General features: G+C 71.5%; 9 protein-coding genes. 2 read left to right on the plus strand and 7 right to left on the minus strand.

The window, feature by feature from the left end; genetic code table 11:
• Nucleotides 1-17 precede the first annotated feature (17 nt).
• Nucleotides 18-2,579, plus strand: coding sequence for a SpoIIE family protein phosphatase (locus ACFC79_RS01485; protein ID WP_376234875.1), 2,562 nt, complete (start codon nt 18-20; stop codon nt 2,577-2,579).
• 207 nt (nt 2,580-2,786) lie between these two features.
• On the opposite strand, the gene ACFC79_RS01490 is transcribed toward ACFC79_RS01485, so the two are convergent.
• From ACFC79_RS01490 to ACFC79_RS01515, 6 genes are all read right to left on the minus strand, one after another.
• Nucleotides 2,787-3,077: a hypothetical protein gene (locus ACFC79_RS01490; RefSeq protein ID WP_376233647.1), complete on the minus strand. Its 291-nt coding sequence runs from the start codon at nt 3,075-3,077 to the stop codon at nt 2,787-2,789.
• Nucleotides 3,078-3,169: 92 nt separating this feature from the next.
• The gene (locus tag ACFC79_RS01495) at nt 3,170-4,666 is read right to left on the minus strand and encodes a glucoamylase family protein (RefSeq protein ID WP_376233649.1); all 1,497 of its coding nucleotides are present in this window, start codon (nt 4,664-4,666) and stop codon (nt 3,170-3,172) included.
• Nucleotides 4,667-4,977: 311 nt separating this feature from the next.
• Entirely contained in the window at nt 4,978-6,180 is a 1,203-nt protein-coding gene (locus ACFC79_RS01500; RefSeq protein WP_376233651.1) for a glycoside hydrolase family 1 protein, read from the minus strand.
• A gap of 198 nt (nt 6,181-6,378) precedes the next feature.
• Nucleotides 6,379-7,287 (minus strand): carbohydrate ABC transporter permease, encoded by a 909-nt coding sequence (locus ACFC79_RS01505; protein ID WP_376233653.1) that lies wholly within the window; start codon nt 7,285-7,287, stop codon nt 6,379-6,381.
• Entirely contained in the window at nt 7,284-8,276 is a 993-nt protein-coding gene (locus ACFC79_RS01510; protein WP_376233656.1) for a carbohydrate ABC transporter permease, read from the minus strand. Before ACFC79_RS01510 ends, ACFC79_RS01505 begins: the two co-directional genes overlap by 4 nt.
• Nucleotides 8,277-8,281: 5 nt before the next feature.
• On the minus strand, nt 8,282-9,532 hold the full coding sequence (locus ACFC79_RS01515; RefSeq protein ID WP_376233659.1) for a sugar ABC transporter substrate-binding protein: 1,251 nt from the start codon (nt 9,530-9,532) through the stop codon (nt 8,282-8,284).
• A 302-nt stretch (nt 9,533-9,834) separates the two neighbouring features.
• Between ACFC79_RS01515 and ACFC79_RS01520 the strand changes: the two genes are divergently transcribed.
• Nucleotides 9,835-10,830 carry an acetylxylan esterase gene (locus ACFC79_RS01520; protein ID WP_376233661.1) on the plus strand — a complete coding sequence of 332 codons (996 nt, stop codon included), beginning with the start codon at nt 9,835-9,837 and terminating at the stop codon, nt 10,828-10,830.
• Between the two features lie 230 nt (nt 10,831-11,060).
• Here the strand turns inward: ACFC79_RS01520 and ACFC79_RS01525 are convergent, their stop codons facing one another.
• Nucleotides 11,061-12,119, minus strand: a complete 1,059-nt coding sequence (locus ACFC79_RS01525; protein ID WP_376233663.1) for a LacI family DNA-binding transcriptional regulator — start codon at nt 12,117-12,119, stop codon at nt 11,061-11,063.
• Between the last annotated feature and the right edge of the window lie 435 nt (nt 12,120-12,554).

Raw genomic sequence — 12,554 nt, forward strand, 5'->3', positions numbered from 1 at the left:
GGACGGCGGGCAGCATCGTGTGGCAGAGCAGTCCGCCCGGCTCGATCTATGACTACATCAGGGTCGCCTCCTTCTCGATCGGCCCCGATGGCCTGATCGAGCAGTGGAGCCGACGGGCCGCGGAGCTGTTCGGCATGACCGCGGACGCCGCGGTGGGCATGGATCCGGTCGAGGCGTTCATGCCCGCGGAACTGCGCCGCAACGGCCACCGCCGGGTCGTCGAGATCCTCGACGGCAGGGAGTGGACGGGACTCGTCCCGTTCCGGATCCCGGGGGAACGGGCCGTGCGCGGGGTCGCCGAACTCTATGTGATGCCGAGCGAGACGAAGACCGGGGAACGGGCCGCGCTCTGCCTCGTCGTGGACGTCCGTGCGCTGCGCCGCATCGAGACGGACCTCGCCGCATCACAGGCGATATTTGGCCAATCACCTTTCGGTTTCGTGCTGTTCGGTACGGACCTCGCGGTGGTGCGGGCCAACGAGCGCTTCGCCACCGTCTTCGGCGGGCGGGCCGACGACCACCGCGGCCGTACCGTCGACGACTACCTTCCGCCCACCGAGGCGGCCCGCCTCACCGCCACTCTGAAGCGGGTACTGGAGACCGGCACGTCCGTCACCGACCTCCAGCTCATCGGCCACGCCCCCGGCGAACCGGACCGCAGGCACTGGTCCATGAACCTCTACCGGGTGCACAGCGGATCGGGCCGGCCCGTCGGCATCGCCGGACTGGCCACCGATGTGACCAGACGACACATCGCCGCCCGCGAGGCCGCCAGTGCCCGCCGCAACCTCGCCCTGCTCAACGAGGCCGGCGCCCGCATCGGGACCACCCTCGACCTGGAGACCACCGCCCGCGAACTCCTCGACGTCGCCGTGCCCGGCTTCTGCGACCTCGCGTCCGTCGACCTCTACCAGGGGCTGCTCACCGGCGACGACGCCCCGCCCGGCAGCTGGGACTCGCTCCGTCAGGAGTCCGTCGGTGGCTCCGCGCAACTGCGTCGCGTCGCCCTCGCCAGTGCCGTGTCGGACGCCATGGGCGCCACCGTGGCGGACTCTGCGGCCCGGGACGCCGGTCCGCCCGCGCTCGGCGCCGTGCACCAGTTCCCCTACGGCTCGCCGTGCGCCGTCGCGCTGCGCACCGGGAACGTCGAGGTCGTGCCCGGGGACGACCGCGGCTTCGTCCAGTCGACCCTGGCCGTGCCGATGGTCGCCCACGACACGGTGGTCGGCCTCGTCCAGTTCTCCCGCACCAAGGGCAGCGAGCCCTTCGGCGAGCGTGACCGGGGGCTTGCCGGTGAACTCGCCGCCCGCGCCGCGGTCTGCATCGACAACGCCCGCCTCTACCGGCGTGAGCACGAACGCGCGCTGATCCTCCAGCGCAGCCTGCTGCCGCCCGGCGCACCGGAGGCCGCCGGACTCGACATCGCCTGTCGCTACCTCCCCGGCAACACGGCCACCGAGGTGGGCGGCGACTGGTTCGACGTGATCGAGCTCCCGGGCCACCGCACCGCCCTCGTCGTCGGCGACGTCATGGGGCGCGGCCTGCGCGCCGCCGTGGCCATGGGCGAACTGCGCACCGCCGTGCGGACCCTGGCCCTGCTCGACCTGGAACCGGCCGAGGTGCTCGCCGCGCTCGACGAGGTGGCCCGCGGGCTGGGCGCGCCGGGCGGCAGCGCGGGTGCGCTCCCGAAGGGCTCCCAGGGCGGCGCCCAATGGCCCTCACGGGCCGCCCACAAGTCGCGCGAGGCGGACCTCTCCGAGGTGTACCTGGCGACCTGCGTGTACGCCGTCTACGACCCGGTCACCCGCCGGTGCACCTTCGCCAACGCCGGACACCTCCCCCCGGCCGTGGTCGAGCCGGGGCAGCGGGCCGTGCTGCTCGACGTCCCGCCCGGCATGCCGCTCGGCGTCGGTGGCGAGCCGTTCGAGGAGGTCGAGGTCGAGCTGAAGGAGGGCGCCCTGCTCGCCCTCTACACGGACGGTCTCATCGAGTCCCGCGACCACCCGCTCGACGAGGGGTTCAAGGCCCTGCGCGACGCGCTCGTCGAACCCGAGCGGCCGCTGGAGGACGTCTGCGAACACGTGCTGAACACCCTCGACACCCGGCACGGCGAGGACGACATCGCCCTGCTCATGGCGCGTATCCGGGGGCTCCCGGTCGACGCCGTCGGCGACTGGCGGCTGCCCCGTGAGCCCCGCTCCGTCGGCCGCGCCCGTGAACTGGCCCGCGACCAGTTGCTCGACTGGGGTCTCGGCGAGCTGGTGGACACCACGGAATTGCTGGTCAGCGAACTGGTCACCAACGCCCTGCGGTACGGGGAGGGCGAGATCCGGCTCCGGCTGCTGCGCGACCGCACGCTCGTGTGCGAGGTGTGGGATGCGGGCCTCGTCCAGCCGCGACGACGGCGGGCCCGCGACACCGACGAGGGCGGGCGCGGGCTGCAACTGGTCGGGATGCTGAGCGCGGGCTGGGGCTCCAGGCGGACACCACGCGGCAAGACCGTCTGGTTCGAGCTGGCACTGCCCGATGGGAAACCGGCCGCCGAACCCACGGTGGAGCAGCTGCTGAGCATGTACTGAGTGGCCCGGTGGCTTGATGGTCCGGTGGTCCGGTGACCTGATGGCCCCGGGGCCGCGACCGGCGCGGCGCGCGGTGCCGGGGCGTCGGCGCAACCGGCCGGGGCGGGGGCGATCGGCCGGGCGGGCCCGTCGACCGGATGGGCCACCGAACGGGGGCTCATCGGCCGGGCGGGTCCAGCAGTCGGCGGGGCCATGGGCCGGGCCGAATCAGCGGCCGTCGCGCGGGTGCCGAGGCGGGCGCCGGACACCCTCCCGGCGGGACGATTCGCCACAGGACCGCTCGTGACCGGGCTGGTTGTGACCCGACCGCTCGTGACCGGGCTGGTCGTGACCGAGCCGCTCGTGGCCGGGCTGCTCGTCCGGGTCCCGGACGATTCCGCCGGGTGTGGTGCGGGTGGTGGCCCGCCTCCGGCGCTCGGCGCAGGCATGGACGGCGGCCGCCGCGGTGGCGCCGAGGACCGCCACCGGGAGGATCAGGTCCACGGGGAACGGTGTCACGTCTGTGAGGCTATGTCCGCTTCCGGTGACCCGCGACCCGGCGGACGGCGGGGCGCCCGCGCCGGGCGCGGCCCGCCGTCCGGCCGGTCCGGTCAGATGGAGAAGCGTTCCTTGGTGAGCAGCGGACGCACCCGTGCCTGGAACCCGCCGGTCCGGAACGGCCGTTGCAACAGCCCCGGGCGGAGCGCCTGGGCCAGTGCCGCGGCGATCATGCCCTGGTCGAGGGCGAGCACGTAGTCGCTGACCCGTCCGGTGCCGACGTTGACGGAGTCCCGGAACCCGTATCCGGCGTGATAGGCGCCGAAGTCGCGGTCCAGCGCCCGCAGGTTGGCGATCGCCTCGTCCGGTGCGTAGGGCAGGGCGAGGAACGAGGCGTGCGGGGTGACCACCCCGTTGGTGAACGCCGACGGGGGAGGCAGCGGGGCGCCGTCAACGGTGTGGGTGCGGTCGGTGTTGGAGGCGTAGCCGTCGACCTGCATGCCGATCGCGTCGACCCCGTACTCCTGGTACCCGCCCTCCGGGATGTTGGCGGGGGAGAAGCCCCAGTACCCGTACCGGGCCTCCTCCAGGCCGTGCTCGATGTGGCTGCGCACATAACGCCGGTGCGTCAGTCCCCAGGAGCGCGGCGACCACTCGGGCTCCGGCACGAACAGCGGCACCATCAGGGCCTCGAACATCGACCCGCCCCAGCTGGGGACGATCTTCCTGCCGCGGTGGGTGTAGTGCCCCTGCCAGACGCGCACGCCGTCCATGGCGACGTAGCCGCCTCCGGGGTGCTGCTCCTGCTCGTGCTCGGGAAGCATGGTGCGCAGCAGGTGCCAGTAGTGGTCGGCGGGCAGTGATCCGTCCGCGATGCCCAGGTAACTGGCCATGCGGGGCTCGGTGTTGAGCGCGCCGTAGTGGTGGCCGGTGGGCTCCCCGGTGTCGGTCCAGAAGCCGCCGCGCAGTTGCCCGGGGCCGGCGACGGGGTCGGCCGGGTCGTAGGGCGTGTAGTAGTACGACCAGTCGGCGGTGGCCAGGATGCGGGCGACGCGCGGGCGCAGGGTGGGGGCGGCGTCGGCGGCGATGCGCAGCCCGGTGATCAGCCAGGCGTTGTCGACGGAGGAGAGGAACGGGCGTACCGGATCGCCGGTGCCGGGCCACTCGGTCAGGACCGAACCGTCGTGCGCGTCGTACCAGTTGAGCCAGAAGCCGTGGTGGCGTTCCAGCTTCTCGACGGACCGGACGGTGCGGTCCAGGCGACGTTCCATCGTGGCCCTGTCGATCACGCCGAGTCCGGCGGCGGCGACGGTCGACCACAGGCCGCAGCCGATGTTGGTGGGCGAGGTCTGCCGGGACGGGACGGGGGCGCCGGGGCCGCTGATGTCGATCTTGTCGACGGCCAGGCCGAGGCCGGTGGTCATCGCCTCCATCGAGCGGTAGGTGTCGCGGAACCAGCGCAGGAGCAGCGGGGCGTGTGCGGACGCGACGGGGGCCCCGGCGGACGCGACCGGGGCGGGGGCGGCGTTGGCCGAGGGGATGGTCACCGCGCCGAGGGACAGGGCGGCGGCCCCGGTTCCGGCGGTGGCGAGAAAGGTTCGACGATCCATCAGATTCCTTCGAAGAAGAGCCACCGACTGTGGACGGTGGACGGGTTTCGTTCGTCGGGCGTGCTGAGGGGGCGGGGTGCCGTGGTGTGCGGGGCACCCGCGCGTACGGCGTGTGCGCGCACGGCGTGTGCGCGCACGACACGTACGCCGTACGGCGTGTGGGTACGGCACCCGCGCGGGCGGCGGGCGTCGGCGGGGTTGGAGACGCGCGCCGCCCACGCGGATGGGGCGGCACGGGACCGGCGTCCGTCAGGTTCGCCGGCCCCGTACGGGCGGGAGCGGTCGGACCGCTCCCGGTCGGAGGGCCGACGTCAGTCGGCGATGCGCGGCAGGGCGCGGGTGCGGCCCATCTCGCCCAGCCAGACGCCGGACGGCTTGGGCAGCCGCTCGAAGGTCTCCGGGTTCCAGCCGACCAGGCCGAAGGTGGGCTTGTAGGAGCCCCACTCGTAGTTGTCGAGGGCGCTCCAGGCCAGGTAGCCCTGGATGTTCAGGCCGTCCTGGAGCGCGGACGCGACCTCGTCCAGGGCACCGGCGTAGTAGTCGATCCGGCGGCTGTCGTCGTCGGTCGCGATGCCGTTCTCGGTCACGATCAGTGGCACGTCGTTGCCGAGGACTTCGGCGGTGTGGCGCAGCGCGTGGCCGACCGCGCGGGGGTAGTACTCCCACTGCGTGAGGGTGCGCTCGGCGTCCTCCGGAGTCGGTATCGGGCCCTCGGGACCGATCTTGGTCCGGGTGTAGGACTGCACACCGATCCAGTCGTCGCCGCGGGACGCCTCGATGAACACGTCCTCGCGGGGGTGACGGTAGGCCGCGGTGACCTCCTCGGCGCCGGGCAGGGCCTGGTAGACCTGGTTGGCGATGGTCCAGCCGACCTGGATGCCGGGGTTGATCGCCCGGACCTCCTTGACGGCCGCGTGGTGCGCGGCGATGACGGCCGCGGTGGTCTCGTCGTCGGGGGTCGGCAGACCGGCCGGCGGGAAGCTGTTGTCACCGCGCTTGGCCTGACCGGCCATGACGGCGATCATGTTCGGCTCGTTGATGGTGCAGACGTGGCCGACGCCCTCGGAGATCACCGGTGCGCAGGCCGCGACGTAGCAGGCGAAGAGTTCGACCGCACCCTCGGCGGTCCAGCCGCCGCGCGCCTCGAACCACTGCGGGACGGTGAAGTGGTGCAGGGTGATCATGGGGCGCAGGCCGCGCTCGATCGCCCCCTCCACCATGCGGCGGTAGTGGGCGAGCTCGGCGCGCGAGAAGGTGCCCTCGACGGGCTCGATGCGCGCCCACTCGATGGAGAACCGGTAGTCGGTGAAGCCCAGCGAGGCAAGGACGTCCATGTCCTCGTGCCAGCGGTGGTAGCTGTCGGCGGCGTCCAGGCTGGGCTCCTGGATGTGGGTGCCCTCGGCGTGCTCCTTGACCCACCAGTCGCAGTTGACGTTGTTGCCCTCGATCTGGTGGGCGGCGGTGGAGGCGCCCCACAGGAAGCCTTCGGGGAACGGGACCTGGGTGTGAGTCATCGCAGACTGTCCTTCTGATGGGTGTGAGGGGTGTGGCCGACGCGCGGGGTACGGGCGCGCGACCTCATACGTTTCGGTGGGGCGGGGCGGGGCGACGGCGAGGCCGGACCCGCCGGGACCGGGACCGGCCGGTGCCGACACGGGTGGCGGCCGGACGGTCCCGCGGACCGTCCCGGCGGGCCCGGTACGCCGGGCCGACTACTTCATGCCGGCCGTGGCGATGCCCTGGGTGAAGTGCCGCTGGAGCGCGATGAAGACGACGAGGACCGGCAGCACGATCAGGAAGGAACCGGCCATCAGCATGCCGTTGGAGCCGCCCGCCTTGTTGGGGTCGGTGGCGAAGGTGGCCAGGGCGACCGGAAGTGTGTACTTGTCGGGGTCGTTGGTCGCGATGAGCGGCCAGACGAAGTTGTTCCAGGAGCCCAGGAACGTGAAGATCGAGAGCGTCGCCAGGGCGGGCTTGACCAGCGGCATCACGATCCGCCAGAAGATGTACCACTCGCCGGCGCCGTCCATCCGGGCCGCCTCCAGCAGCTCGTCCGGGATCGACTGCATGAACTGCCGCATCAGGAAGACACCGAATGCCCCGGCGGCGAACGGCAGCACCAGACCGGCGTAGGAGTCGATCAGCCCCAGCTTGCTCATCAGCACGAACAGCGGCAGCAGCATCAGGTTGCCCGGCACCATCAGGGCGCCGAGGACCAGGCCGAAGATCTTGCTGCGGCCGGCGAAGTTCAGCTTGGCCAGGGCGTAGCCGAGCATCGAGCAGAACACCAGGTTCGAGACGGTGACCAGGACCGCCACGAACACCGAGTTCATGAAGTACAGCGGCAGATCGAGCTTGTCGAGCAGGTCCCGGAAGTTGTCCAGGGTCCACTCGGTCGGGATCCACACCGGCGGGCTCGCGGTCAGCTCCTGCGGCGTCTTGAACGCCGCGAGGGCCATCCACAGGAACGGCGCCGACATGATCAGCAGACCGAGGGAGAGCAGGACGTAGACGAGGGGACGCCTCAGGCTGCGGGACTTCCTCGGGCCGGACGGCCGGGTGTCCCCGGACTTCTGCGGCGGCGCCGTCGAGACGGCGCCCGGTGCACTGGTGGCGCTCATTTCGTGTTGTCCTTCAGCAGTCGGAGCTGGAGCACCGTGATGCCCATGATCACCACGAAGAGGACGTACGCCATGGCACTCGCATAGCCCATGTGGAAGAAGTTGAAGCCCTCGCGGTACATGTTCAGGGACACGGTGAGCGTGGAGTCCGAGGGACCGCCCTGGGTCATCACGAACGGCTCCTCGAAGACGTTGAGGTAGCCGATGGTGGTGATCACCGTGGCGTAGAGCAGCGTGGGCCGCAGCAGGGGCACGGTGATGTCCCTGAACTCCTGCCAGGCACCGGCGCCGTCGAGCCGGGCGGCCTCCCGCACCTCGGTGGGGATGGCCTGCAGGCCGGCGATGAAGAGCACCATGACCGTGCCGAGGTTGCGCCAGACCGCCATCGCGATCATCGACGGCATGGCGAGCTTCTCGGAGCCCAGGAAGTCGGGCGAGGTGAGGCCCACTTCGGAGAAGAGCCCCGCGACGAGCCCGTCGCTCGGGTCGAGCACGAACCGCCAGACCACGGCGACCGCGACGATGGTCGTGACGACCGGGGCGTAGAAGCCGACCCGGAAGAAGGTCCGGGCCCGGTCGATGCCGTTGTTCAGCAGCACGGCGACGACCAGCCCCAGGAAGATCGTCAGGGGGACCCCGATCACGACGAAGTACGCCGTGTTGAACAGCGACTTGAGGAACTTGTCGTCGCTGAACAGATGGACGTAGTTCTCGAAGCCGATGAAATTCGCGTCCATCGGGTGCGTGACGTTGCGCAGCCCGAAGTCGGTGAAGCTCATCACCAACGTCGCGAGGATCGGGAACGCCATGAAGACGAGGAAGAGCACGAGGAAGGGGGTGGAGAACAGCCAGCCGGCCAGGTTCTGCACCCCCATCGAGGGCTTCCTGCCGCCCCGGCGACCCGCGGGCCCGGTGGCCGGGGACCCGGAGGCCCCCGACCCGGCCCGCACCGTGGCCGACTCCGCGGCCTTTGAGGTCATGGTGCGCATGACTCCTACTTCACGAGGCCTTCGATTTGGGACTGGGCCGTCTTGAGCGCGTCCTCGGCGGACGCCTTGCCCTGGGTGACCTTGGCGATGGCCTGGTCGACCTTGTCGGTGATCTCGGTCCAGTTGGACAGCGACGGCGAGGACTTCGCGGTGTCCATCTGCTTCTTGAAGATCTGGAGGTTCGCGTCGTCCGCGAGGTCACCGGAGGTCCAGGCGGACGTGTTGGCCGGCAGGTCCTTGGTGCGCTTGTACCAGTCGGCCTGGCCCTTGGTGTCCGTCAGGTACGAGATGAACTCCTTGGCGGCGGCCTTGTGCTCGCTGTCCTTGGAGATCACCAGGGAGGAGCCGCCGGCCATGGAGACCGAGGACTTGTCGGCGGGCACGTTGGCCACCGCCCACTTGCCCTTGATCTGCGGCTGGCCCTCGTTCAGCAGGGTGACGTGCCAGGGACCGCCGAAGAACATCGGGACGCGGCCGTTGCCGAAGTCCTTCACCACGTCGTAGCCGGGCTGGACGGACTTGTTGGCCAGGCCCTTGTCGAAGTACGAGGCGTACTCCTTGAGCGCCTTGACGGCCTCGGGGCTGTCGATGACGGCCTTGCCCTTGTCGTCGACGATCTCGCCGCCGGCCGAGTACAGGAAGGAGTAGAAGTTCTGCACCGTGTCCAGGCCGCTCGGCTGGATGGACAGGCCCCACTTGGTGTCGGCCTTCTTCTGGTAGGCCGTGGCGAGGTCCTGCATCTCCTTCCAGTTGGTCGGAGCCTTGGTGATGCCCGCCTTCTCGGCAAGGTCGGTGCGGTAGTAGAGGACGCGGGTGTCGACGTACCACGGCACGCCGTACGCCTGGCCGTTCACCTCGCCCTGCTTCCAGCCGGACGGGAAGAAGTTCTTCTCGTCGAACGTCTTCGTGTCGACCGGCTCCAGCACACCGAGCTCGGCGAACTCGCCCATGTAGCTGCCGCCCATCTGCGCCACGTCCGGCAGGGTGCCGGCGGCAGCGGCGGAGACCAGCTTCTGGTGGGCGACGTCCCAGCCGACCGGGGTCACCTTCACGGTCACGTTCGGGTGGGCCTTGGTGTACTCCTTGGCCACATCCGCGAGCTTCTCGCCCTCGGCGCCCATGGCCCAGACGGTCAGCGTCTGCTTCTTGTCCGCGGCGACGTCGTCGCCACCGGAGCCGCCGCACGCGGTGAGCCCGAGGGTGAGCGCGGCGGTGACGGCGATGCCGGCCGAGACGGTTCTGGCGGTGCGGGGCATGGAGGGCTCCTCCTTGAGCAATCCGAATGTATGCGCTGCCTGTAAGCGCATACATCACTCTGCGACAGGAATTCGGGAATCCGCAAGAGGGTGTTGGGTCACACTCGTGCAACGTGCCGGACACCTGGATGTTCAACTTGGCACGGTAAACACGTTGTTTGCGAAATTGGTAATGATTGTGACCGATTTCGCGCCGTTGATGGATCCCTGTGGTGATCCGCCCAAATGGGTGATCAGTCGTCCCCACCGGTGGCGTCGGGCGGCGATCAGTGCCGCCGGGGCCTGGCGCTACTGTCGTGGCCATGGCTTCGTTCGCACACGATTTCCCCTTCGATCCGGCCTACGGGCGCACGCTCGACGACCTGCTCCGGATCTCCGCCCCCGACGACGCGCCGGACGATTTCGACGCGTTCTGGCGGGCCCGGTACGAGGAGGCGCGCGGCGTCGCCACGGAACCCGAGCTGGGGCCGCTGGAGGAGGAGCGCGACGGCGTGCGCATCCACGGGGTGACGTTCACCTCGGTCGGCGGGGTGCGGCTCGGCGGCTGGGTCGCGTTGCCCGCGGAGGGCGCCGAGGCGGAGTACGGGTTCGTCATCGGGCACGGGTACGGCGGCCGACAGGAGCCGGGCCCCGACGTGCCGCTGCCGCTGCCCCGGTCCGCGGCGATCCTGCCGTGCGTACGGGGCATGGGCGCGCGCGGACTGCGGACCGGCATCCCGGACGTCTCCGCCGCGCACGTGCTGCACGGCATCGCGTCCCGCGACACCTATGTCATCGGCGACTGCGTGGCGGACCTGTGGTGCGCCGCCTCCGCCCTGCACGAACTGGTGCCGGAGACGGCCCGCACGCAGGACGGCCCGCGGCTCGGCCTGCTCGGCGAGAGCTTCGGCGGCGGTCTCGGCGCACTGGCGCTGCCCTGGGACGACCGGTTCGGGGCCGCGCAGCTGACGGTGCCCACCTTCGGCAATCACCCCCTGCGGCTCACCCTGCCGTGCATCGGCAGCGGGGAGTCGGTGCGCACCTACCGCCGGACGCACCCGGAGGTCACCGAGGTGCTGCCGTACTTCGACGCCGCCACGGCGGCGAGCCGGACGAAGCGGCCCACCCTGGTCGCGGCGGCGCTCTTCGACCCGTCGGTGCCGCCGCCGGGGCAGTTCGCCGTGTACAACGCCCTGGCAGGGGAGCGCGAGCTCCAGGTGCTGGACGCCGGGCACTTCGAGCACCCGGGGACGGCGGCGGCCGCGGAGGAGCTGCGCGCGGCCCGGACCAGGTTCTTCGGAGCGCACCTGGGGCGGTGAGGCGGCCCGGCCGGGGCGCCGGGTGGGGGACGGTGACGCGAGGCTTCCGGCCGGAGCGGCGTGCCGGGCGGGCGGTGATGCACGGGCCCGCTCGGCACGGGGTGCCGCGCGCACGGTGGCGTACGGGCCCTGCCGGGGCGGGGCGGGGCGGGGCGCGCGGGCGTCCGGGCGGACGGTGTCGTACGGCCTCCGGTCGGGGTGGCGTACGGGCCCGTCCCCGCGACGGGGACTCAGCCGCAGCCGCAGCTCGCGCGGCGGGCCAGGGACACCGGCAGCATCAGGGAGACCGGGTCGCGCTCCCGGTCGGCGAGGCGCCGCACCAGCAGCTCCACGGCCTCCTCGCCGAGGCGGCGCATGGGCTGCCGGACCGTCGTCAGCGGTGGGCGCACGAGCCGGCTGAGCGGAATCCCGTCGAACCCGGTCACGGCGATGTCCCGCGGTACGTCGATCCCGCGCCGCTCCAGCGCGTGCAGTCCGCCGACGGCCATCTGGTCGTTGGCGAAGAGCATCGCCTGCGGTCGCTCCCCGTCCCGGTCGAGCAGGGCGTCCGTCACCCGGAACCCCTCCGCCTGGGTCATCATCGTGACGCGGGCGGCGGGCTCGTCGGGCACCGGGAGCCCCGCGTCGCGGCACGCCTCCCGGAACCCCGTGAACCGCGCCTCGGCGTCCGGGGACGCGGCCTCCCCGCCGATGAAGGCGAGGCGGCGCAGCCCGTGGTCCTCGATGAGGTGGCGGGTGATCGTCCGCTGCCCGTCGGTGTTGGCGACCACGATGTGGTCGAGATGGTCGATGCCGCGCCGGCCCGCCACCATGACCACCGGCAACCGCCGCGAGATCACTTCGAGATCGGCGGTGGGCACGGTGCCGGCCAGCACCGCGAAGCCGTCCACCCGCCCCGCGACATTGGCCACCAGGCTCTCCGGGCCGCCCTTAAGCGAGGCGGCGATCAGCAGGGCATAACCGTGACGCCGGGCCGCGCGCTCCATGCCCCGGATGATCTGGTCGGAGTAGAGCATGAAGGCGTGGTCGTCGTCCTCGTCGGTCGCCGCCGCCTCGTTCTCGGTGTCCGGGTCCGAGTAATCGGGGAAGCAGAGGCCGAGCACACCGGTGGTCCGGCTGGCCAGGCCCCGGGCGTTCCCGCTGGGCACGTATCCGAGCTGGCGGGCGGCCTCCAGGACCCGCTCGCGGGTCTGGGCGCGCACCGAGTCGGGGGTGCGGTAGACCCGGGAGACCGTGGCAATGGAGACGCCCGACCGCTCGGCGACGTCGTACACCGTGGGGGCACTCACTCGACCGACCGTCCGCTTCTTCCTACGTCCTCAAGCACCTGCTGCCGCACGTACCGACCCTCTGCTGAAAGCGCATTCACCCTAGATCGCGGGCCGTGCGACGGGCAAGGCCGTCCCGAGGAGCGACAGCCGACCCGGCAGGGTTCCCCGCCCCTCCTCACGGGGCCGGAACACGGGCGGGAGCAGGGGGCGGGGCGAAGGCGGGGGCGCTGCGGAAACGGGGCCGGGCGGGAGCGGGGCGTGCGGCGTACTGCCCGTCCGGGGCGCGGGTGCTGCGCCGCACGGGTGAGGTTCGGGGGAGTGCGCGCCGTGTCTGCGCCACCTCCCGCGCGGGGGCGCCTTCAGTGGGTGGGCGAGATCAGTCTGATCAACTGCATATGCCGCCTCAAACGCATAATCCGGCCCATCCGGTGCGGGTGGGCCGGGCCGGCCCCG

Source organism: Streptomyces sp. NPDC056061 (assembly GCF_042266885.1).
Classification (GTDB): Bacteria; Actinomycetota; Actinomycetes; order Streptomycetales; family Streptomycetaceae; genus Streptomyces.

Coding starts and splice junctions, on each gene's coding strand:
- ACFC79_RS01495 (WP_376233649.1), bottom strand. CDS start 4,666: ATGGATCGTCGAACCTTTCTCGCCACCGCCGGAACCGGGGCCGCCGCC.
- ACFC79_RS01500 (WP_376233651.1), bottom strand. CDS start 6,180: ATGACTCACACCCAGGTCCCGTTCCCCGAAGGCTTCCTGTGGGGCGCC.
- ACFC79_RS01505 (WP_376233653.1), bottom strand. CDS start 7,287: ATGAGCGCCACCAGTGCACCGGGCGCCGTCTCGACGGCGCCGCCGCAG.
- ACFC79_RS01510 (WP_376233656.1), bottom strand. CDS start 8,276: ATGCGCACCATGACCTCAAAGGCCGCGGAGTCGGCCACGGTGCGGGCC.
- ACFC79_RS01515 (WP_376233659.1), bottom strand. CDS start 9,532: ATGCCCCGCACCGCCAGAACCGTCTCGGCCGGCATCGCCGTCACCGCC.
- ACFC79_RS01520 (WP_376233661.1), top strand. CDS start 9,835: ATGGCTTCGTTCGCACACGATTTCCCCTTCGATCCGGCCTACGGGCGC.